This window comes from Nocardia arseniciresistens (genome assembly GCF_046764875.1).
Taxonomy (GTDB): Bacteria; Actinomycetota; Actinomycetes; order Mycobacteriales; family Mycobacteriaceae; genus Nocardia; species Nocardia arseniciresistens.
This window is the reverse complement of the sequence record NZ_JBKORD010000009.1, coordinates 195,451-215,760: the sequence shown is the minus strand read 5'-3', so window position 1 is coordinate 215,760 and position 20,310 is coordinate 195,451. Positions and strand designations below refer to the sequence as shown.

The 20,310-nt window shown below is 65.8% G+C and carries 22 protein-coding genes; 12 read left to right on the top strand and 10 right to left on the bottom strand.

What is annotated here, in order from left to right:
- Positions 1 to 58: 58 nt before the first annotated feature.
- The 3 genes from ACLMAJ_RS18605 to ACLMAJ_RS18595 form a co-directional block, all read right to left on the bottom strand.
- Positions 59 to 1,039, bottom strand: coding sequence for a quinone oxidoreductase family protein (locus ACLMAJ_RS18605; RefSeq protein WP_412014990.1), 981 nt, complete (start codon positions 1,037 to 1,039; stop codon positions 59 to 61).
- 39 nt (positions 1,040 to 1,078) lie between these two features.
- Positions 1,079 to 1,963 (bottom strand): helix-turn-helix transcriptional regulator, encoded by an 885-nt coding sequence (locus ACLMAJ_RS18600; RefSeq protein ID WP_412014989.1) that lies wholly within the window; start codon positions 1,961 to 1,963, stop codon positions 1,079 to 1,081.
- Positions 1,964 to 2,024: 61 nt separating this feature from the next.
- The gene (locus tag ACLMAJ_RS18595) at positions 2,025 to 2,687 is read right to left on the bottom strand and encodes a GntR family transcriptional regulator (protein WP_412014988.1); all 663 of its coding nucleotides are present in this window, start codon (positions 2,685 to 2,687) and stop codon (positions 2,025 to 2,027) included.
- A 283-nt stretch (positions 2,688 to 2,970) separates the two neighbouring features.
- Here ACLMAJ_RS18595 and ACLMAJ_RS18590 point away from each other — a divergent pair, with 283 nt between their 5' ends.
- The 8 genes from ACLMAJ_RS18590 (at position 2,971) to ACLMAJ_RS18555 (ending at position 11,072) form a co-directional block, all read left to right on the top strand.
- Positions 2,971 to 3,882, top strand: a complete 912-nt coding sequence (locus ACLMAJ_RS18590; RefSeq protein WP_412014987.1) for a dihydrodipicolinate synthase family protein — start codon at positions 2,971 to 2,973, stop codon at positions 3,880 to 3,882.
- 37 nt (positions 3,883 to 3,919) lie between these two features.
- A complete protein-coding gene (locus ACLMAJ_RS18585; protein WP_412014986.1) occupies positions 3,920 to 5,380 on the top strand; it encodes an aldehyde dehydrogenase (NADP(+)) in 1,461 nt (486 codons plus the stop codon).
- Positions 5,377 to 6,612 (top strand): NAD(P)/FAD-dependent oxidoreductase, encoded by a 1,236-nt coding sequence (locus tag ACLMAJ_RS18580; RefSeq protein ID WP_412014985.1) that lies wholly within the window; start codon positions 5,377 to 5,379, stop codon positions 6,610 to 6,612. The genes ACLMAJ_RS18585 and ACLMAJ_RS18580 overlap by 4 nt, the downstream gene beginning before the upstream one ends.
- Positions 6,609 to 6,743, top strand: a complete 135-nt coding sequence (locus ACLMAJ_RS18575; protein WP_412014984.1) for a hypothetical protein — start codon at positions 6,609 to 6,611, stop codon at positions 6,741 to 6,743. Before ACLMAJ_RS18580 ends, ACLMAJ_RS18575 begins: the two co-directional genes overlap by 4 nt.
- Before the next feature lie 8 nt (positions 6,744 to 6,751).
- Positions 6,752 to 7,066 (top strand): (2Fe-2S)-binding protein, encoded by a 315-nt coding sequence (locus ACLMAJ_RS18570; RefSeq protein WP_412014983.1) that lies wholly within the window; start codon positions 6,752 to 6,754, stop codon positions 7,064 to 7,066.
- On the top strand, positions 7,059 to 8,576 hold the full coding sequence (locus ACLMAJ_RS18565; RefSeq protein ID WP_412014982.1) for an FAD-dependent oxidoreductase: 1,518 nt from the start codon (positions 7,059 to 7,061) through the stop codon (positions 8,574 to 8,576). Before ACLMAJ_RS18570 ends, ACLMAJ_RS18565 begins: the two co-directional genes overlap by 8 nt.
- Positions 8,576 to 9,577 (top strand): proline racemase family protein, encoded by a 1,002-nt coding sequence (locus ACLMAJ_RS18560; protein ID WP_412014981.1) that lies wholly within the window; start codon positions 8,576 to 8,578, stop codon positions 9,575 to 9,577. Before ACLMAJ_RS18565 ends, ACLMAJ_RS18560 begins: the two co-directional genes overlap by 1 nt.
- Positions 9,578 to 9,689: 112 nt before the next feature.
- A complete protein-coding gene (locus ACLMAJ_RS18555; RefSeq protein ID WP_412015068.1) occupies positions 9,690 to 11,072 on the top strand; it encodes an amino acid permease in 1,383 nt (460 codons plus the stop codon).
- Positions 11,073 to 11,077: 5 nt separating this feature from the next.
- Here ACLMAJ_RS18555 and ACLMAJ_RS18550 read toward each other — a convergent pair whose 3' ends face one another.
- From ACLMAJ_RS18550 to ACLMAJ_RS18540, 3 genes are read right to left on the bottom strand one after another with little or no spacing between them, the layout of a single operon-like run.
- Positions 11,078 to 12,412, bottom strand: coding sequence for a KamA family radical SAM protein (locus tag ACLMAJ_RS18550; protein ID WP_412014980.1), 1,335 nt, complete (start codon positions 12,410 to 12,412; stop codon positions 11,078 to 11,080).
- Positions 12,409 to 13,572 carry an MFS transporter gene (locus ACLMAJ_RS18545; RefSeq protein WP_412014979.1) on the bottom strand — a complete coding sequence of 388 codons (1,164 nt, stop codon included), beginning with the start codon at positions 13,570 to 13,572 and terminating at the stop codon, positions 12,409 to 12,411. The genes ACLMAJ_RS18550 and ACLMAJ_RS18545 overlap by 4 nt, the downstream gene beginning before the upstream one ends.
- Positions 13,560 to 14,300: a GNAT family N-acetyltransferase gene (locus ACLMAJ_RS18540; protein ID WP_412014978.1), complete on the bottom strand. Its 741-nt coding sequence runs from the start codon at positions 14,298 to 14,300 to the stop codon at positions 13,560 to 13,562. Before ACLMAJ_RS18540 ends, ACLMAJ_RS18545 begins: the two co-directional genes overlap by 13 nt.
- Positions 14,301 to 14,939: 639 nt before the next feature.
- On the opposite strand from ACLMAJ_RS18540, the gene ACLMAJ_RS18535 reads away from it, so the two are divergent.
- On the top strand, positions 14,940 to 15,071 hold the full coding sequence (locus ACLMAJ_RS18535) for a hypothetical protein (protein WP_412014977.1): 132 nt from the start codon (positions 14,940 to 14,942) through the stop codon (positions 15,069 to 15,071).
- A gap of 65 nt (positions 15,072 to 15,136) precedes the next feature.
- Here the strand turns inward: ACLMAJ_RS18535 and ACLMAJ_RS18530 are convergent, their stop codons facing one another.
- The 4 genes from ACLMAJ_RS18530 to ACLMAJ_RS18515 form a co-directional block, all read right to left on the bottom strand.
- Positions 15,137 to 15,460: a hypothetical protein gene (locus ACLMAJ_RS18530; protein WP_412014976.1), complete on the bottom strand. Its 324-nt coding sequence runs from the start codon at positions 15,458 to 15,460 to the stop codon at positions 15,137 to 15,139.
- 103 nt (positions 15,461 to 15,563) lie between these two features.
- Complete coding sequence (locus ACLMAJ_RS18525; RefSeq protein WP_412014975.1) at positions 15,564 to 16,706, bottom strand: alkaline phosphatase family protein; 1,143 nt, start codon at positions 16,704 to 16,706, stop codon at positions 15,564 to 15,566.
- Between the two features lie 61 nt (positions 16,707 to 16,767).
- Positions 16,768 to 17,082 carry a nuclear transport factor 2-like protein gene (locus ACLMAJ_RS18520; RefSeq protein WP_412014974.1) on the bottom strand — a complete coding sequence of 105 codons (315 nt, stop codon included), beginning with the start codon at positions 17,080 to 17,082 and terminating at the stop codon, positions 16,768 to 16,770.
- 101 nt (positions 17,083 to 17,183) lie between these two features.
- The gene (locus tag ACLMAJ_RS18515) at positions 17,184 to 17,798 is read right to left on the bottom strand and encodes a TetR/AcrR family transcriptional regulator (RefSeq protein WP_412014973.1); all 615 of its coding nucleotides are present in this window, start codon (positions 17,796 to 17,798) and stop codon (positions 17,184 to 17,186) included.
- Positions 17,799 to 17,909: 111 nt separating this feature from the next.
- Here ACLMAJ_RS18515 and ACLMAJ_RS18510 point away from each other — a divergent pair, with 111 nt between their 5' ends.
- The 3 genes from ACLMAJ_RS18510 to ACLMAJ_RS18500 are packed head-to-tail and all read left to right on the top strand — an operon-like array spanning position 17,910 to position 20,158.
- Positions 17,910 to 18,983 (top strand): SDR family oxidoreductase, encoded by a 1,074-nt coding sequence (locus ACLMAJ_RS18510; protein ID WP_412014972.1) that lies wholly within the window; start codon positions 17,910 to 17,912, stop codon positions 18,981 to 18,983.
- A 10-nt stretch (positions 18,984 to 18,993) separates the two neighbouring features.
- Positions 18,994 to 19,215, top strand: coding sequence for a hypothetical protein (locus ACLMAJ_RS18505; protein ID WP_412014971.1), 222 nt, complete (start codon positions 18,994 to 18,996; stop codon positions 19,213 to 19,215).
- Positions 19,216 to 19,273: 58 nt separating this feature from the next.
- Positions 19,274 to 20,158 (top strand): LLM class F420-dependent oxidoreductase, encoded by an 885-nt coding sequence (locus tag ACLMAJ_RS18500; RefSeq protein WP_412014970.1) that lies wholly within the window; start codon positions 19,274 to 19,276, stop codon positions 20,156 to 20,158.
- Positions 20,159 to 20,310 lie beyond the last annotated feature (152 nt).

Below are 20,310 nucleotides of genomic sequence, written 5' to 3'. Positions count from 1 at the left end.
TGCCACCGCTCGTCTCGCCGCCCAGCACGAGGAAGCCGTCGGGCCTCGCCGCGAGGTCTCAGGCCGGTGCAACCTCGAGGACGAGTTTGCCTGTCGTGGAACCGGATTCGATTCGCCGGTGCGCCTCACCGGCCTGTTCGAGAGGCAGGGTTTCTACCCGCACCAGTAGGTCGCCGCGGGCGGCAGCGGTCACCGCGCGCCGCAGCGCCATTCCGGCCTCGGCGGGGTAGGCGGCGGAGAATGCGGCCAGGTTGAATCCGGAGACGGTCTTGTTGGTGAACCACAGTTCGTTCGCTGACAGTCCGATGTCTTCGGCTCCGGAAGCGTTGCCCATCACGACCATTCGGCCCATCGGCGCGAGCCGGTCCAGGCTGGCGCGGCGGGTCGGGCCGCCGACCATGTCGACCACGATGTCGAATTCGCCCGCGTCGGCGAGCTGGTCACGCAGAATCACTTCGTCATAGCCGAATGCCTTGGCGGTGTCGATCTTTGCGGGGCTTCCGACCGTGCCGACCACACGACCCGCGCCGAGCAGGCGTGCCGCTTGGCCGAGCTGGCTGCCGACGCCGCCTGCTGCGGCGTGGACCAGCACGCTGTCGCCGGGTTCGATGCGGGCGACGCGGTCGAGCACCAAGAATGCGGTGGTGCTGTTGGACGGTAGCGCAGCGGCGAACTCCAGGCTCAGGTCGTGTTCGTCGAGCGGGGCGACCAGATCGGCGGAGGTGACGACTACTTCGGCATAGCCGCCACTTTCGACGATGGTCAGCGCGGCGACGGGCTGGCCGATCGCGAATCCGGTGACGTCGGCGCCGAGGGCGCGAATCCGGCCGGATACCTCGATGCCGGGTACGAACGGCAACGGTACGTCGACAACGCCCTGACGGTAGAGGACCTCGGCGAAGTTCGCTCCGGCGTACGCCACGTCGATGGCTACCTGGCCGGGGCCGGGCTCAGGGATCGCCACGGTGTCCAGTCGCAGCACCTCGGCCGGGCCGAATTCGGGGATGTTGACTGCCTTCATCTGCGCGTTGTTGTTCATGACAATGATCTTGCGTGCTCGGCGCGCGGATAGGCAGTGTCAGTTGATGGTGGGTGTGGCACCACCAGGCTGCGACCGCATCAGCCGCTCCAGTCGCTCGGCCGTATCGGTGTCGGGGCGCGGGTTGTGCAGGATCAGATGCTGTCCGGGGTGCTCGGGCAATGCGAAGAGGGTGGCTTCGAAGACCAGCAGCCCGGCCTCGGGGTGGTCGACGGCCTTCACCGCGCTGGAATGGTCTGCGGCGTCGTGGCGCGCCCACAGCTCGGCGAACTCCGGACTCACCTGGATCAGGTCATCGGCGATGCGGTCGAACTCGGGGTCGTCGGGATAGCGGGCGGCGTCGGCGCGGAAACCCGCGGCAACGGCGGGCGCGGTATCGGCCCAATGCTGGTGCAACACCCGATAGCGTGCATTGGTGAAGAACGAGACCAGGCAGTTGTGGTCGGTGTCGCCGTACCCGAACACCAGCCTGGCCGCGTCGTTGACAGCGGTGAAGTTCCAGTGCCGGTCGCGGATGTAGCCCGGTCGGGGTGCCCAGGACTCCAGCAGTCGCTGCAGCTGCGGTGATGCGGGAATCGACGGCGCCGACTGAGCCTGCGGCGGGTTGAGTCCCGCCAGCCGGTACAGATGGGCGCGCTCGATGTCGTTGAGCAGCAAAGCGCGGGCGACCGCGTCGAGCACGTCATCGGAGACCTTGATGTCACGGCCCTGCTCCAGCCACGTGTACCAGGACACCCCCACGCCCGCGAGCACCGCGACCTCCTCGCGCCGCAACCCCGGTGTGCGCCGCCGCCCCGGATCCGGCAAACCGACATCGGACGGTGTCAATCGTTCCCGTCGGCTGCGCAGAAACTCGCGCAGCTCCACATGCCGCCGGTCTCGCGAAGCGCCGCGTTGCTGTTCGTGGTTCAGGGAGGCGTTCACCTGCCTACCGTAGATCCAGGCGGATCTGAAAGGTGCGGTGGCCGACAAGCCTGGGGATCGGTCAATCCTGGGGTTTGGCCCAACGGCCCCTGGCCTGGCTGATGTGGTCGCGCATAAAGCCTTCGACGGCAGCCTGATCTCTGGATTCGATGAGGTCGACGATGGTGAAGTGTTCGCGGGCCACGTCGACGAGCTCACCCTTCTCGGCCAGCGAGGCAAGGCCGAACAGGCGGGTGTGGTCGCGCAGGTCGGAGACGAGGGTGGTCAGGCGCGGGTTGTCCGCGTAGCCGAGCAGGGCCAGGTGGAAGATCTGGTCGGCGGCGGTGTATTCGACCAGATCGCCCTTTTCGGCGCCCTCGACGATCGTGGCGGCGAGTTGACGCAGCCGGGGGAGGTCCTCGACCGGAATCAGTGGCGTGACATCGCGGACGATGCGCGGCTCGAGCAGGAGCCGTATCTGGGTGATGTCGTCGAGATCTTTTTCGGCGACCTCGGTGACGCGGAATCCCTTGTTCGGCACGATCGAGATGAGGTTTTCGCGGGCCAGATCGAGCATCGCTTCGCGCACCGGTGTCGCGGACACACCGAATCGTGCGCCGAGGGTCGGCGCCGAATACACCACGCCAGGCTCCATCTCGCCGGCGATGATAGCCGCGCGTAGCGCGCGCGAGACCTTATCGCGGAGGCTGATCTTCTCCATGTGGGTGAAGTGGTCGATGCTCACGTGATCGTTCCCCTGCTCATGATCAGCTGATTCGATCGTTCGACGGCATTCTATGCCATGTCACGTTGCATAGAGACCTCACCGCTCGTCGGCGGCGTAGATGCGGAGCGCGAAACCGGGGTGCGTTGTGATGTGTGACATTGCACCATAGGGAAATGGCCGCACTCACGCAAGTGGTTGCATGACCCCCGTCACATCCGCTAGCTTCAGTGCAATGTCACACGGCACTGAGTGGCAGTGGTGGCCGGGCGCTCTACCCGGACTCGAGTAGATGGAGGATCTCATGACCGAAACGACCACGTCGGCACGCGATAAGCCATGGCACGGGGTGTTGGTCGCGACGACCTTGCCGTTCACCGAGAACCTCTCGGTCGACTACGACGCCTACGCCGAACACGTGGCGTGGCTGGCGGCCAACGGATGTCACGGCGTGAGCCCGAACGGCTCGCTCGGCGAATATCAGACCCTCGGTGACGAGGAGCGGGCCAGGGTGGTGACCACGGCTATCGCTGCCGCCCCCGCGGGATTCACGGTAATGCCGGGCATCGCGGCCTATGGGGCGTTGCAGGCGCGCAGGTGGGCCGAACAGGCTGCCGAGGCCGGGGCGCAAGCGGTAATGCTGTTGCCGCCCAACACCTATCGTGGCGGTCGAGATTCGATCCTCGATCACTACCGCACCGTCGCGCAGGTGGGGCTGCCGATCGTGGCGTACAACAATCCGATCGATACGCGCATCGACCTGACCCCGGACATCCTGGCCGAATTGCATGCCGAGGGCCTGATCGTCGGGGTCAAGGAGTTCACCGGCGATGTGCGCCGCTTCTACGAAATCAAGGAGCTCGCGCCGGAACTCGATGTGCTCATCGGCTCCGACGATGTGGTCCTGGAGCTCGGCATCGCGGGCGCGGTCGGCTGGGTGGCGGGGTACCCGAACGCGATTCCGCAGGCGACGGTGCAGCTGTACAACGCGTCGCTGAACCGGGACCTGGACAAGGCGCTTCCGCTGTATCGCGACCTGCACAAGCTGCTGCGCTGGGATTCGAAGACCGAGTTCGTGCACGCGATCAAGCTGTCGATGGACCTGGCAGGACGTCCCGGCGGTGCGTGCCGCCCGCCGCGGGTTCCGCTGGCGCCCGAACTGGCCGCGAAGATCACCGCCGCCACCCGCGACGTGCTCGCCAAGGGCTACCGGTAACCGAAATCCGCATGCGCATACGGGAAGTGAGAACGCGATGACCTTCATGGTCGAATCCGTCGCCGATACAAGGGCGGACGAGGTCGATGCCGTCGTCGAGGCCGCCGCTGCGGCCTCGGGACCGTGGGCGGTGATGGAATCGGCCGACCGAGCCCGGGTGCTCGGTGGCATCGCCGATCGACTCGACGCACATGCCGCGGAGTTGATTCCGCTGGCCATGTGCGAGACGCGGTTGCCAGAGACGCGGCTGGTCGGCGAGCTGAAGCGCACCAGTTTCCAGTTGCGGCTGTTCGCGCAGCAGGTGCTCGACGGCGGCTTTCTCGATGTGCGCATCGACGGTGCGGATGCGCAGTGGCCGATGGGGGCACCGCGACCGGATCTGCGCCGAATGAATGTTCCGCTCGGTCCGGTTCTCAATTTCGCGGCGAGCAATTTCCCGTTCGCGTTTTCGGTTGCGGGCGGTGACACCGCCTCCGCGCTTGCCGCGGGGTGCCCGGTGATCGTCAAGGGCAATCCTGGGCATCCCGCGCTTTCGCGTGCGGTCGGCAGGCTTGTCGACGAGGCGTTCGTCGAATGTGGTGCGCCTAGTGAGACCTTCGGTCTGATCTTCGGGCGTGATGCCGGAGTGCGGGCCCTCACCCATCCCGCCGTCACCGCTGTGGCATTCACCGGCTCGACCGCGGGTGGTCGGGCACTGTATGACCTGGCGTGCGGGCGGCCGGTGCCGATTCCCTTCTACGGCGAGTTGGGATCTGTCAATCCGGTGTTCGTGACGGCGGAGGCGGCGCAGTCGCGGGCCGAGGAGATCGCTGCAGGGCTGCTGACCGCGGTGAGTTCGAGTGCTGGGCAACTGTGCACCAAGCCCGGGTTGGTAGCGGTGCCCGAGGGGTCACCGGTGCTGGCCGAGCTGGCTGGGACTGCGCCGGTACCGACAGGCGAGATGCTCAATGAGTCGATTGCGGCGGGGTTCGCCATGGCCGTCGAGCACGTGCGCGGGCATCCGGAGGTAACTGTGTTGATGGGTGGTGGACCGGGGGAGGCGCTGCTGATGGTCACTACCGCGCGGACCGTGCTCGCCGATCGTGATGCGCTGATGCACGAGATTTTCGGCCCGGCAACGCTATTGGTGACCTATCGGGACACCACCGAGCTGCTGGAGTTGGCCCGGTCGGTGCGCGGTGAGCTGACTGTGTCCGTTTTCGGCGATCATGCCGACGACACCACCCGCGCACTACTCGCCGCCGCGGCGGGGGCAGCAGGGCGGGTGCTCTGGAACTCGTGGCCCACAGGGCTTTCGGTGACCTACGCCCAACAGCACGGCGGCCCCTACCCCGCCACCACCGCACCGGCGACGACCTCGGTGGGGACCGCGGCCATCACACGGTTCCTGCGTCCGGTGGCGTTCCAGTCGGTGCCCGAGGAATTGCTGCCGGCGCAGTTGCGCACCGAGAACCCGCTCGGCGTTCCGCGTTCGGTGAACGGGGCACGCGCGCAATGACTCTCGACTCGTCCGGTGCGGCGTCTCTCGTAGGGACAGACGTGCTGATCATCGGTGGCGGCATGATCGGCTGCGCGCTCGCGGACCGGCTCACCCTCGAGGGTGCTTCGGTGCGGGTTTGCGAGGCGGGCGGGTTCGCCTCTGGAACCACCGCGCACGGCGAGGGCAACATACTCGTCTCGGATAAAGGACCGGGGCCCGAACTGCAGCTCGCGCAATTCTCGCGCGGACTGTGGCCCGACATCTTGCAGCGCATCGCCGAGCGACTGCCCGAGGATGTCGCGGCGGCGGAATGGGAACCCAAGGGCGGCATCGTTGTCGCCACCACCGAGGCCGGAGCCACCGCGCTGGACGAGTTCGCCCGCGGCCAACGCGCCGCCGGGGTGCGTTGCGAAGACCTCGACGCGGACCTGCTTGCCGGAGCCGAGCCCGCGTTGACCCGGGATGTGACCGCGAGCGTCTATTACCCCGACGACGCACAGGTCCAACCCGTCGGCGCGGCGGCGGCCCTGATCGGGTCCGCCGTCGCGGCCGGAGCTGTTATCGAAACACGTTGCGCTGTCACCGGACCCATCGTCGGTGCGGGCCGCTTGATCGGCGTGCAGACCAACAGGGGACCGCGCCACGCCGATGTCGTGATCAACGCGGCGGGTCCATGGTCGGGACCGGTATCCGAGCTGCTCGGCGCACCGATCGCGGTCAAACCGCGACGCGGCGACGTCCTGATCACCGCACCCATGCCGCCCACCGTTTTTCACAAGGTCTACGACGCGGACTATGTAGGCGCAGTCGGTAGCGCGGACGCTGCACTGCAATCCTCCGCCGTGGTCGAGTCAACACGCGGCGGCCCACTGCTGCTCGGCTCGTCACGCCGCCAATGCGGCTTCGACAACCGACTGCGCCCGGACAGCCTGGCCGCCATCGCCCGCAAGGCGCTACGCCTGTACCCGGTACTCGCCGACGTCGCGATCATGCGCGCCTACGGCGGCTTCCGCCCCTACGTCGAAGATCACCTCCCGGTCATCGGCCCCGACCCCCGGCTACCTGGCCTCTGGCACGCAACCGGCCACGAGGGCGCGGGCATCGGCCTCTCGGTCGGCACCGCCCGATTAATCGCCTCCGCCCTCGCCGATCGCGAAGACGAAGTCGATATCGCGGCCTTCACCGTCGACCGACCAGCCGTTCTCCGCGCACGCCCGATCGAACCGACTACGGAGAAGGTGTCCCCGTGAAGCCCAACCTGATTCGGCCGGATGGCCGTGCCGAGCGGCCGATGAGGGCCGGTCGGCTGTGCGCCGAAAATTGTGGCGGCGAACGCGGGTTCGCCTACCCCGCATCGAGTGATGAGCGGGTATTGCTGTGAGCCCCAGGATGATTCCAGCGCATGTCGATCCGCTCGGCCGTGCGGACCGGCCATTGACGATCGTCGTCGATGGTGCGGAGGTGTCGGGAGTGCACGGGCAGACGCTCGCGACTGTGCTGCTGGCCGCCGACCGTTCGCACTGGCGGACGGCACCGAACGGTGGGCCGCGTGGCGTGTTCTGCGGGATCGGTGTCTGTTTCGACTGTGTCGCCACTGTCAACGGGGTGCCCGACATTCGACTGTGCCGTCGCCCGGCGCGTGATGGCGACACGATTGCCACCCAGACCCGGGTGACCGGAGCCGTGGAGACGATCGATGAGTAGGCATGTTGTGGTCATCGGAGGCGGTCCGGCCGGTATCGCCGCAGCGGAATCGGCGCTGCGCCATGGCGCGACGGTGACGCTGATCGATTCGAACGAGGCGCTCGGTGGGCAGTACAACCGGCGTATTCCGGCTGCCTACGGGGTGCGTCGGCCCCTCGCCATCGGGCACGGCTACTCGGCGTCCGAGCGGATCGCCGGTTGGTTGATGGCGCATCCGCGGTGCGAATACCTGTCGTGGGCGGCGGTTTATCAGCTCGAGCGGCACGCCGACGGTGGCTGCCCCGCGGTGCGGTTGCTGATCGGCTTCGAAGGTGACCGGCGGACCCACCGGGTGGTACAGGGCGATGCGCTGGTGCTTGCGACCGGCGCCTATGACCGGGTGTGTCCATTTCCCGGCTGGGATCTGCCCGGCGTCTATACCGCCGGTGCCGCACAGACTCTCGCGAAGACGCAGCGGGTCCTGGTCGGGCAATCGGTGTTGCTGTCGGGAACAGGACCGTTCCTGCTTCCCGTCGCCCAATCGCTGGCCGAGGGTGGTGCCGATGTTCGTGCGGTGCTGGAGGCCAATTCGGGCCGTCGGATCCTTCGGCATTGGGCGGCAAGGCCTTGGGAGCTGCGGCACAGCGTCGGCAAGGCCGCTGAGCTGATCGGGTATATCAGTTCCGGTGTGCGACACCGGATTCCGTTACGCACCAGCAGTGCGATCGTCGCGGTGACAGGGGATGGTCGGGTGCAGGAAGCAACAGTCGCCCGCCTCGACGAGAACTGGGCGCCGATACCCGGCAGTCACACCACCATGGCCGTGGATGCGGTCGCGGTGTCGCACGGGTTCACCCCGCAGCACGAACTCGCGGTCGCCGCGGGTGCGCAGCTGACCGGGGACGGCTTCGTGCGGGTCGACCGAACCCAGCAGACGACTGCCGAATCTGTTTGGGCGGCAGGGGAAATAGCCGGGATCGGCGGAGCTCAGGTCTCCGCCGTCGAAGGGGCTGTTGCGGGGCTGGCGGCGGCAGGAGCCGATCCCGACTCGGATCGTGCGCTGCGCGCCAGGCACCGGACCGCCGAGCAATTCGTGGTTCGGCTCGCGGCCGCCCACCCGATCCGTCCTGGCGTGCTGAGCTGGTCGAAACCCGACACCGTGATCTGCCGATGCGAGTCCACGACATGCGGCGAACTGACCACAGCGTGGTCACGCGTGGCGGGCGACGGTTACCGCGCGGCGAAACTGGCTACCCGCGCCGGACTCGGACCGTGCCAGGGCCGGATATGCGCGGCCAACATCGAGGCACTGCGCGACCACGAAAACGCCTGCGGCACAGCCGAAGCGCCGTCGTGCCAAGACCTATCGGTCGGTGCCTCCGGTGCGGTGTACGGCGGAAATTTCCCAGATGGTGCCGCGCGGGCATACCCCACCGCCGGCCTCGCCGCCGCCACCCCCGCCCTGCGCCCCATCGCCGCCCCGATCCGCCTGCGCGAACTTGCCGATCTCGACACCGAAGGACAGTCCTGATGCACAGCAGCACGATCATCTCCGCGATCGACACCCATACCGAGGGCATGCCTACCCGGGTGATCACGGGCGGGGTCGGCACGATTCCGGGCGACACGATGGCGCAGCGGCGCACACATTTCGTCGAGCATCTCGACGGACTACGCAAGCTACTTGTCAACGAGCCGCGCGGGCATGCGTCGATGAGTGGCGCGATTCTGCAACCCGCCACCACCGAGGACGGGCACTACGGCGTGCTGTTCATCGAAGTCAGTGGGCTGCTGCCGATGTGCGGGCACGGCACCATCGGTGTCGCGACCGCACTCGTCGAGGCGGGCATGGTTCCGGTCACCGAGCCGGTGACCGAGATTCGGCTCGACACTCCGGCCGGGCGTGTCGTCGCCACGGTGGCTGTCAGTGCGGGGCACGCGGATTCGGTAACGCTGCGCAATGTGCCTTCCTATTGCGACAACCTCGACAACGATGTCGATGTCCCAGGGCTCGGCACGGTGCGCTACGACATGGCCTACGGCGGTAACTTCTACGCCATCGTCGACCCCGCTGAGCTCGGTCTGCCGTTCGATCGCGCGCACAAGGACCGGATCCTCGATGCCGGACTGCGAATCATGCAGGCCATCAACGAATCTTGTCGCCCGGTGCATCTCGAGGACGAGCGGATCTCCGGCTGCAAGCATGTGCTGTTCCTCGATCCCGCTTCCGAGCCTGCGCATACGCGTAACGCGATGGCCATCCACCCGGGCTGGTTCGATCGGTCGCCCTGCGGCACCGGCACCTCCGCACTGCTTGCACGCCAGCATGCGCGCGGCCTGCTCTCCGGAGATCAAGTGCTGCGCAACGATTCGTTCATCGATACCACCTTCTACGCGCGTGCGATCGAAACCACCACGGTCGGCGACTACCCCGCGATCGTGCCAACGATCACCGGTCGCGCCTGGCTGACCGGCACGGCGAACTACCTACTCGACCCGGCGGACCCATTTCCCGAGGGATTCGTCTTCTAGCGCAATCGATTACGCGCACATCCCATCGACATCGACCCATGTTTTCACTGATCACCACTGAAAGGCCACGACAATGTCTGTCGTAACGCGGCGCCAACGTCCCCCTATGACCATGAGCGGGGTGATGCGGCGGATGCCCGTGACCACCGCCGACACCGGTGACTTCAAAAGGAGCATGGGGCTGTGGCAGCTGGTCGCGCTGAGCCTGGGCGGGTTGGTCGGTGCGGGCGTTTTCTCCCTCGCGGGCGTCGTGGCCCATGAGGTGTCAGGTCCCGCGGTCCTGGTTTCGTTCGCGATCGCCATCATCGCCTCCGGTGCGGCCGGTCTGTGCTACGCCGAATTCGCGGGCATGGTCCCGAAAGCGGGTTCGGCCTACACCTATTCCTATGTCGCGCTCGGCGAGATCATCGGCTTCATGATCGGGTGGGATCTGCTGCTCGAATACACCGCCATTGTTTCCGTCGTCGCGATCGCGGTGTCCGGATACCTGAACTACATCACCCATTACATCGGATTCGACCTGCCCACCTGGGCACTCGGTGCGCCGGGCACCGGCGACGGCCACCGGGTCGACTTGTTCGCGGTGGTGCTCTGTTTGCTGCTCGCCTACCTGCTCTCGCGCGGCACCCAAGAATCCGCACGCGTGCAAACCGGACTTGTCGCGCTGAAGATGGTGATCGTCGCGGTGGTGATTGTCGCGGGCGCTTTCCATATCAAGTCGGGCAATTACTCGCCGTTCTTCCCGTTCGGTGTCGGCAGCGCGGTGTCCGGTGCGGCACTGGCCTTCTTCGCGGTCTACGGCTACGACGCGATGAGCGCGGCCGCCGAGGAATCCAAGGACGGTAAGAAGCTGCTGCCCAAGGCGATCCTGATCAGCCTCGGTATCGCCTCGGTGGTCTACCTGCTGGTGTGCCTCGTCATCGTCGGCATGGTCAACTACACCGAGATCAACGTCGCTTCGCCGTTTTCCAGCGCGTTCGACACCGTCGGCATGGGCATCCTCGGCCTGGTCATCGCGGTCGGAGCCGTCGTCGGCGTCACCACCTCGGCCTTCGCGAATATGCTCGCCGTCACCCGCGTCGGCTTCGCGATGAGCCGCGACGGCCTGCTGCCGTCCTACTTCGGCAAGAGCAGCGAGCGCCGCAAGGTGCCCACCCGGGTCATCTGGCCGGTCGGCATCGTCTCCGCCATCATCGCGGGCTTCCTGCCCATTCGCGAAGCTGCCGAACTCACCAATGTCGGAATTCTGATGGCGTTCATCGTGGTTGCGCTCGGGGTGATCCGGTTGCGCAAGACCCGTCCGGACGCCGATCGCGCCTTCCGTACCCCGTGGGTGCCGGTGGTGCCACTGATCGGCATCGGCTTCTCGATCTGGCTGATCAGCCACCTCGATGTGATCACCTGGGTGCGCTTCATCGTCTGGCTGCTGCTCGGCCTCACGCTGTACTGGGGCTTCGGCTACCGGAACTCGAAACTGAACGAGACCGAAAGCTGACCCGATCAGCGAATGGTCAGGTCAGGTTGCGCATCAATACGTTGAATGTTGGACACAACCGTCGGGGTGTTCGACGCAGAACCAGGAACCGCGGTGCCCAGCACAGGTTCCAGGTCGTCGAGCCAGTGTGCGGCCGGGTCGTAGCGGGCGAAGAATTGTTCTCCGACCTGGTTCGGATCCCTGGATTGCAACATGCGCAGGGCGAATACTTTCATGCCCATAATGGTGGGAGCACCGTCGATCAGGATCTTGCCGATTCGGGTGGACATCACCGGACCGCGGGCGGTCCTGGCCACTCCGGACACCTTCTTGATGGCCTCGGTATAGATGTCCAATGCCTTCGTCAGCGGAACCTCGAAGTAGTTGCGTGCACCGGTGTCCCGCTCGACGAACATGTAATAGGGGACAACTCCGGATTCGACCAGTTGCTGCCACATGTCTGCCCAAGCTTCGGCTGTGTCATTGACATGCGCGATCAGCGGCGCCTGCGCCCGGATCACCGCGCCGGTGGCCCTGACCCTTGCGATTGCCCGCCGAACGGTAGCGGTCTGCAGCTCCCGTTCATGCGAGAAGTGCGCCATCACCGCGACGTGGCGACCAGTTGCGACACATTGCTCGAGTAGACGCAGTAGGTCGTCCGCATCCGCATCGTCGGTGAACCGGGCGGGCCAGTAGGACAGCGCCTTTGTTCCGAACCGCAGCGTCCGGATGTGTTCCAGGCCAGGCGCGAGCAGCGGATCAACCCACCGACGAAGCACCGCCGTCCTCATGATCATCGGGTCGCCGCCGGTGAACAGCACATCGGTGACCTCTGGATGCTGCCGCAGATAGGCAACCATTGTGTCGGGTGCCGAGAGAGCTTGACGGGTTTCGGTGCTGACGAACTGGGCCCAGCGGAAGCAATAGCCACAGTAGGAATGACAGGTCTGTCCTTGCGAGGGAAACACCAACACCGTCTCTCGGTATTTGTGTTGCAGACCGAGTACTGGCTGCCCATCCAACATCGGTATGTTGGCGTCGATCTGACCGCCGGGATGCGGATTGAGCCTGTGGCGGACCTCCGCGGCCGCCTTGCTCAGCTCATCGCGGGACGAACCCGCGTCGTGCAGTTCGGCGATGCCGGCAAACAGCTCGGGCGGCAGCATGTCCCGGTGCGGAAACGTGAGACGGAATATCGGGTCGTCAGGTGCTGCCGACCAGTCGATCAGCTCCTGCGCGACATAGTCGTTCACCCGGAACGGCAGCACCGAGGACACAACGCGTAGGTCGCGAAGATAGTCGTCGGGCAGTCCGTGTCGGCGGGCCAGCTCGGCAAGTCGCTCACCGCTATATATCTTCATCCTGATACCAACTTGTCGCCTTGGTGAACCAGTGGGGTGTTTCGGTGGTTGCGCAGCCCGATAGTCCTGATGAACGGGGTGGACAGCGCGAGAAATGCCGCACCGACCAGGAAAGCGGGCCGGGGATCGTTGTCGGCGAGTTGAGTCAGTAGGCCCGCGAGGACCGCCCCGAGCGGGGTCGCCGCTAACACAACCCACCGCACCGCGCTGGTGACCCGTCCGAGGAGCTTGCGCGGCACTATCTGCTGACGCAGCGTCCGGACCACAATGCTGGCCAGTACGTCGGACCAAACCAACACGACATTGCCAACCGCAAGCCACCAGACGTTGGCCGCTAGGCCCGCCCGGGCCAGCGCGATGCCGGTGATCGACGTCGCCACGACGCACAACGGAACCGGCGCCGCGTTCAGGTAGTCGCTTGCGAAAAACACGAGCAGCGTCGCGGCTCCGAGACAGAGGTTCGCGACGACGGATAAGACCGCGAGCGACGCCAGGATCGAGCTGGTGGCGAGGTAATGGAGGCCATCACGGAATTCGGCCCCGAACTGACGCCAAGGTGCCGACCCGCAGGGGTCGGAAACCCGGGTCGCACGGCGGTAGGTCCCTCGCAGCGTCACAAGTGACACTACGAAGGTGGCAGCGTTCACTAGCAGCGCAGCGCTCAATCCGGCGGCGACAGCGAGCAATCCGACAGCCATCGGTCCGAGCAGAATCGATGTTTGACTCGCGGTTTCGAGAAACGAGTTGGCGCGCACAAGTTCTCGATCTCGATAGAGATCGCGCACCGCAACCGCAAGCGCGGTCTCGAAGAACACTCCGGCAATGCCCGCCAGAAACGCAAGCGCGAGGATGACGCCGACCCAGTCGGTCGCGTTGAGCGACAGTCCGAACAAGGCGGCGAAGATCGCCACCCGCACAACGTCGGCGGCAATGAGAACCTGCCAGGGATCGACACGGTCGATCAACGGGCCTGCGGGCAGTCCAACTACCAGGTAGCCGACCGCGCGCGGCACGGAGGCCAGCGCCGCCGCCGGCGCATTGTGAGTTAGTTGCAGCACCAGCAGTGGAATCGCCAGAACGGCCAGCCCATCGCCGAGCAGTGATATCGCCTGACCGGCAAGGAATAGTCGGCTATTGCCGACACGGATCAGAGCGACCACGTGTGGCCTGCCAACTGCTCCAGCCTGCAGCCGAAGGAGGTTTTCTCCTGCCATTGCAGGGTGCCATAGTTGATGCTGGTCAGCCCGCGCCGCAGCGCGGCTTCAACCCGACCGTAGAACATCAGCAGGAAATAGGCTCCGCGTGCCGCGGGCCGCTGCCCACACCAGAGTCCACGCAGCACGTCACCATGGCGCAGCGCCAGTGTGAATCCAACCATCTGGTTCCGCTGTCGGACTGTAAGCAGTACCCGGTCCTCAGGTGGGTAATTGCGGAAAATACGGTCCAGGGTCGCCAGCTGGACGACCTTGTCGTCGGCCGAGTGGTGGTATTTGCGCAGCAAACCCATGCGCAACTCCAGCACTTCCTCCCGAACGTCGCTCAGGTCCTCCTCGTCTAGCTTCATTCCGTTCTCGTCGATCCAGCGCAACAGTCGACGCAGACCGGTGCGCCGCTTTCCAGTCAGCTGCATCAGATACTCGTCGATGCTGCCGAAACTTATCGGCATCACGCAGGTCGGGTATCGCAGCTGAACTGGCCGCGCGCCAAAGTCTTCCAAGGCACGGTGCGGTATCTTTTCTCGCTCAGGAACATAAAGAAACGTCACCGACCGAGCCCCTTGTTTCCCGGCCCACGTGTAATTTGCCCGCAGGGTTTCGGCCAGCAGAATCGGGTCGGTCGCACCAGGCCCTGCGGGTACGCAGGTGTAGCCGGGAAGTACTGCCAACACAGCTGGATACAGCGACTCGATAGCAGGCGCCTTGACAGAAGTACGGGGCGCGACTCAGGCGACGGGATCTCGCCACGAAGGACGGCAGCGATGTCGTAACGCGACTCTTCGGGAGGGGTTTTCAGAAACCGGGTATGCAGCCCGACTTGCGCCTGACCACCTGCGTGGGCGACCAGCCACCGCGGCTCGCCGGGCAGCAGGGGAGCCATGGTCTCCAACCACTGGGTAGACACCTCGAAATTCGGGGTCGAGGCCGCCAACGAATTCCATTCCGGAGGACAGGTTTTGGACGTTGTCAGTACCACTCGCATCGCCTACACCACAGATTTCCGATGAGTAGGCAGATCGAACAAACATCGCTGCAATGCCGTCATCTAACGTGCCGCTATACGACGACACTTTATCAAGCGTGCCGCCACATCGCGGCATACCATGCGGTCTCTTTTGCTCGTAGCGACCGACCCCGGTAGGGGTCGGTCCGAACAACGGTGCCCGAAACTTCCCGGGCAGCAATGATTCTTCGACGCACGGATCCTCGGGGCTGACCGTCGGCTACATCGTCGGCTGCCAGGTGCAATCGGCGTCGCTGAGCTCGACCCTCGGTCTGAACTTCGTGCCCGGTGTGGCCGGAGTGAGCGGGTGATCGGAAGCACGCGGAGGAATATCAAGGGCGGCAAGGTATTCGGGCTGAGCCTGACCGTGGTGGTCGGGCTCAGCCTCGGCTCGTCGGGCGCGGCGGCGGACGCTTTCATTCCGTTGGCCGATGGCTGAGCGGGTCCTACCGAATCAGCGCTGCGCCCGTCCATCGGACAGGCGCAGCGCTGGTGTACAAGGGCTCATTTCGTAACGAAAATGCCTGCCACGTCGGCGTTCTTGATCGGCGTTTGCGCGTTGCGCTGGCTGCCGCACAGCAGATCCACGGAGATGATCGTGGCGTCTACGGTGGTGCCCGCCGGCTCGTGGTCGTTCTTGGTCTGCTCCTTGACGAACTTGGTGATCGTCACCCGCTTGGTGTCCTGGTCCTGCTTGACGTAGTCGCTGCACGGGGTGTCACCACCGCGATTGAGCACTCGCTCGACGTCACTGCATCCCGCCAGTAGTAGCGCGACCGCCGCGACCCCGAGGCCGGTCCGGCCGGTTCGTGACATCGTGGCATTCATCTGTTCCTCCTGGCAGCTGGTCGCGCGGTATGGCCCGCAGCGATCGTTCCCAGCGTAGAGCCAATCAGGCTGTCGTTCGCTATGGTGCCCTCGTGAGTTCCGGTCAGGGGCGGTGCACGCGCAGCGGCACGTTCATTTCCGCGGGTGTGAGCGATCCGTGATGGCCGATGAGCATGGATTGCAGTGGCTCCGCGCCGGTGCGGATGACGCCGCGCGAGCCTGCCGCGACGACGACGAGGTCGCCGATGCGATCGGCGATGTGCGGGCAGACGGTGGGGCCGAACCAGCCGCGGGTGATGACTTCGGCGCGCGGCAGGACATGGAAGTCGGGGCCGAGAACTTCTCGCCAAGTCGACGCGACGTCGGTGGCCGCGCCCTCGGTGGTGTAGACGTGGCGGGCGCGTGGCTCGCCGCCGAGACGGGCTACCGCGTTTTGCAGCGTGGGGGTGGTGTCGAAATCTATCCGGGCGTCGAGTTCGACCATGCCGTGGTCGGCGGTGACGATCAGCGCGCCGTCCGGCGGCAGGTGCTCGGCGATGGTGGCGGCGAGTCGGTCCACGTGCGCCAACTCCAAAAGCCAAGCGTCGGAGGCAGGTCCGCGGAGGTGACCGGTGGTGTCGAGGTCGCCGTGGTAGGCATACACCAGCGAGCGGTCGTCCGCGCGCAGGGCTTCGGCGACGCCCGCGACGAGGTCGCCGGTGGAGACGTTCGGACGAAACTCGCAGCCGCGCAGTACCGCCCGGGTGAGTCCGGATCCTGCTTGATAATTGGGGGCCACCTGCGTGACGACGATACCGTCGGCTGCGGCGCGCTCGAAAACTGTCGCGGTGGGCTGGAATTGCTCGGGTACGAGCTCGCGCAGCAGGTCGGTCTTCGGTCCCTCGCCGTGCAGGCTCCAGCGCAGCGCGTTCAGCAACCGGTCGTAGCCGGGAACGTTGATCAGATATCCGACGATCCCGTGCTCACCGGGCGGCACGCCGACGCCGAGCGAACTCAGGCTGGTCGCGGTGGTACTCGGAAAGCCCGCTGTCAGCTCGGCGGGCATCAGGCTCGACAGGAACGGCGCCACTTCGGTGTTCGCCGCCAATGCCTCGGCGCCGAGGCCGTCAACCAGCAGCACGCAGATCCGATCGGCGGTGCAGCCGAGGCCGAGCCGGTCGACCTCGCCGGGCACCCCGAGTCCGGCGAGGAGTGAGGGGAACAAATCTGCGAGGGAGCCCGTACCGTAGCGGGGCGCGACGAACACGAGGGTCAGCCTGTCAAGATCGGGACTGTGACCGCAAGGGGGTCAGGGACAGCAAGAGGTTTCAAGCCTGCCCGGTCTCGAATCGGCTGACCTTCCCGTCGCGGACGGTGAAGCGCCACGTGGTGAGCATCGATCCCCAGCGCGAGTTGGTGTAGTTGGCCACAAGTTCGGTGCCGTGGTCGCCGATGGTTTCGACGTCGAGTCGCCCGTTGCTGCTGAAGACCTCGGAGTCGGTCCACTGCGTGAGGTTGCGTTCGACGCCGTCGTCGGACATCGACGCGTCATCGGTCAGTATCGCGGAGAGCCGATCCTGGTCGTTGGCATTGAGCGCGTCCACGAATTCCTGAACCACTGGATTGAGTTGCTGTGCGGTCATTCGGGTTTCCTCTCGATCAGGTGGGTGATGTTGAGTGAAACAGCAAATATTCGGCACCCACTCTAGGTCAGTGTGGACCTAGGACGTGTGATGTTGCGGTGTTACGCGCCCGGCGTGATGAGCGTGGCGAATGTACGCATGATGTCGTCGACCAGCGTAGGAGCCACGGTGCCGAGCTGGACGCTGCGCTTGTCGAGTTGTCCGTCGAGCCACAACGAGGCGAGACCGTGCGCGAGACCCCACCAGGCGACAGCGATGATGTCGGCTTTATCGGCGGGCAGCAAGCCCGCCGCGACGCAGTCGGCAATGCAGTCCGACAGCACGCCGAACGCGGCGTCACCTGCGGCCTCTGCCTCGGGATGCTTGTCCGGCTGCGAGAGCTCCGGGCGAAACATCAGCCGGAAGTGGCCGGGATGTTCACGGGAGAAGCGCACGTAGGCCTCGGCCAGTGCGGTCAATGCTTGTAGTGGAGTCTCCGCGGCGTCGCGTGCGGCTGCCACCTCGCTGCCGAGCAGTTCGAAGCCTTGGGTGGACAGCGCGGCGAGCAGTGCCGATCGATCGGCGAAGTGGTGGTAGGGAGCGCCGGTGCTCACTCCCGCCTCGCGGGCCACGCGGCGCAGGCTCACCGCGCCGATGCCCTCGGTTTCGATAAGCCTGAGGCTGGCGGCCAGCAGTGTGTCGCGCAGCGCGCCGTGGTGGTAACTCGTCCGCGTCACGATCGGAGCCTATGCGACGAGTCCTGGACAATCTATCTATACGATGCTTAGATTATCTGAGCGGCGCTCAGATCGGTCGGCCGCACTCGCGTCTTCGAGGCAGGTAAACACATGGGCACACAGGTACTCGTCACCGGCGCAACAGGTTTCGTCGCCGGACACTGCATCGCCGAACTGTTGGAGCACGGCTACGCGGTGCGTGCGACGGTCCGGAATCTCGACAATAAGGATAAGTGGGCGCACTTGGTCGGCCTGGCCGATCGGTCCGGCGGCGAGCTGAGTTTCGTCGAGGCCGATCTCGACGACGACTCCGGCTGGGCGGCAGCGGTTTCGGGCTGCGATTACGTCATGCACGTCGCGTCGCCGTTCCCATCCGCCCCGCCGGAGGATGAACAGCAATTGATCGCCACCGCCGTAAACGGGACCCTGCGGTTATTGCGCGCGTGCGCGGATGCCGCCACGGTGCGACGGGTGGTGCTGACCTCCTCGACCGCGGCGGTCGCGTATGGCCACGACGACCCGGAGGTGGTGCGCACCGAGGCGGACTGGTCGGTGGTCGAACGCAGCGCGTCCTATCAGAAGAGCAAGACGCTCGCCGAGCGCGCCGCCTGGGAATTCGTCGGTGGGCTGCCGGAGGAGCGTGGGCTGGAGCTGGTCGTGATCAATCCGGGAATGATTCTCGGGCCGCTACAATCCACCGCATCGAGCACATCGCACATACCGGTGCGGCGGCTGCTCGGGCGCGACGTGCCCGGCTCACCGCGGGTGGGCTGGTCGGTAGTCGACGTGCGCGATCTCGCTGTGGCGCACCGGCTCGCGATGGAGGTGCCGCAGGCGGCGGGCAGGTATATCTGTGCGGGCGAACATGTTTGGATGGCGGAGATGGCCGCGATCCTTGCCGAGGAATTCGGGCCGCGTGGCTTCCGAGTGCCTACCCGAAGTGTTCCCGATCTACTGGTGCGGGCGATGGCGCTGTTCGACAAGAGCATTCGGCTTACGGTGCCGACGCTGGGGCGACCGGAACGACTCAGCGCCGAAAAGGCTCGCCGGGAGCTCGGGTGGACTATGCGCCCGGTGCGGGAAACCGTGCTTGACACCGCCGAAAGCATGATCGACAACGGTGTCGTCGCGGCCCCACGGCGTTCCAGTGCGCGCTCGCCCCGGCCCAGCGCTGTGGGCGCATAGGGGTTCGGGCATGCTGACCGCCACGTTGATCGTCTCCATCATCACCATGGTCAGACGCTGGCTGCGTCGGCGCACCACTGCCACCACCACGCCATCCTCCGCCGATCAACGGCGCAGCCGCTCGGCCGTGTCGTCGAGATGGAGCAATATCCGACGGCCGGTACCGGTATCGGCCACGCTCGTGACGCTCGTCGGAATCGCCATCGCGGCGAGCGCACTCGTGGAATGTTGACCCGCCGGGCGCGGCGTGTGGCCGCCCCGGTGTCCAATCATGGTGGTAGACAGGGCTGATGACTGCGCAGCGTCCGTTCCGGTTCGGCGTCAACATGGTAGTTCCAGACTCTCGGGCGAACTGGATCGAAAAGTGCCGCAGGGCAGAGGAGTTCGGCTACGACGTGATCGGTGTGGCCGATCATCTCGGAATGCCCGCGCCCTTCCCTGCGATGATTCTGGCGGCCGAGGCCACCGAGCGGGTCCGGTTGAACACCTTCGTGCTGAACACACCCTTCTACAACCCGGTGCTGCTCGCGCGCGATGTAGCGGGCGCGGACCAGCTCACCGATGGTCGCGTGGAACTCGGGTTGGGCGCGGGCTATGTGCGGGCCGAATTCGAGGCGGCGGGCATCCCGTTCGTCAGCGGCGGCAAGCGCGTCGAGCATTTGGAAAACACGATCACCACACTGCGCGCGCTGTTTTCGGATCCGGAGTATCAGCCGCGCCCCACGCAGCCATCGGGGCCGCCGATGTTGATCGCGGGCTGGGGTGACAAGCTGCTCGGTGTCGCGGCGAAGCATGCCGACATCATCGGTTTCACCGGTGCCGCCGCCGCCCGCAATGGAGGACCCTTGCAGATGGCGGGACCCGAAGAAACCGCCGAGCGGATCGACTACGTGCGGGGGCTACTGGGTGCCAGGGCCGATCAGGTGGAGCTGAATATCCTGATCCAGCGGGTAGTTCCGCCACATGAACGGGCCGCCGTGCTGGAGGTATTCGGCCCCGCCCTGCCGCCGGAGGTCGCCGAGAGTCCGGAAGAGCTGCCGATCCTGCTCATCGGCACGCCGGAGGAGATGGCGCAGCGACTACGCGACCGCCGCGAGCGTTACGGCATCAGCTACATCACCGTGCTCGAGGACAGCATGGAGAACTTCGCGCCGGTGATTCCGCTACTGCGCTAGCGCGGGTGGAACGCGCCGTCTTCTGCGGGTCATCGCCGAGGAAGTCCTGCCGTAGATCCGTGACGGGCGAGTGCCCCCGTGTGGAATAGAACCTCACCTGTGCCGTGTTGGTTCCCTCTGCCACAGCCCCTCAGGGTTCTGCTGCTACAGAG

Bases quoted from the DNA above. Each gene is read 5' to 3' on its own strand.
- ACLMAJ_RS18565 (WP_412014982.1), top strand. From the start codon at position 7,059: ATGAGTAGGCATGTTGTGGTCATCGGAGGCGGTCCGGCCGGTATCGCC.
- ACLMAJ_RS18550 (WP_412014980.1), bottom strand. From the start codon at position 12,412: ATGAAGATATATAGCGGTGAGCGACTTGCCGAGCTGGCCCGCCGACAC.
- ACLMAJ_RS18555 (WP_412015068.1), top strand. From the start codon at position 9,690: ATGAGCGGGGTGATGCGGCGGATGCCCGTGACCACCGCCGACACCGGT.
- ACLMAJ_RS18605 (WP_412014990.1), bottom strand. From the start codon at position 1,039: ATGAACAACAACGCGCAGATGAAGGCAGTCAACATCCCCGAATTCGGC.
- ACLMAJ_RS18560 (WP_412014981.1), top strand. From the start codon at position 8,576: ATGCACAGCAGCACGATCATCTCCGCGATCGACACCCATACCGAGGGC.
- ACLMAJ_RS18510 (WP_412014972.1), top strand. From the start codon at position 17,910: ATGGGCACACAGGTACTCGTCACCGGCGCAACAGGTTTCGTCGCCGGA.
- ACLMAJ_RS18580 (WP_412014985.1), top strand. From the start codon at position 5,377: ATGACTCTCGACTCGTCCGGTGCGGCGTCTCTCGTAGGGACAGACGTG.
- ACLMAJ_RS18570 (WP_412014983.1), top strand. From the start codon at position 6,752: ATGATTCCAGCGCATGTCGATCCGCTCGGCCGTGCGGACCGGCCATTG.
- ACLMAJ_RS18505 (WP_412014971.1), top strand. From the start codon at position 18,994: ATGCTGACCGCCACGTTGATCGTCTCCATCATCACCATGGTCAGACGC.
- ACLMAJ_RS18530 (WP_412014976.1), bottom strand. From the start codon at position 15,460: ATGAATGCCACGATGTCACGAACCGGCCGGACCGGCCTCGGGGTCGCG.
- ACLMAJ_RS18500 (WP_412014970.1), top strand. From the start codon at position 19,274: ATGACTGCGCAGCGTCCGTTCCGGTTCGGCGTCAACATGGTAGTTCCA.
- ACLMAJ_RS18585 (WP_412014986.1), top strand. From the start codon at position 3,920: ATGACCTTCATGGTCGAATCCGTCGCCGATACAAGGGCGGACGAGGTC.
- ACLMAJ_RS18590 (WP_412014987.1), top strand. From the start codon at position 2,971: ATGACCGAAACGACCACGTCGGCACGCGATAAGCCATGGCACGGGGTG.
- ACLMAJ_RS18520 (WP_412014974.1), bottom strand. From the start codon at position 17,082: ATGACCGCACAGCAACTCAATCCAGTGGTTCAGGAATTCGTGGACGCG.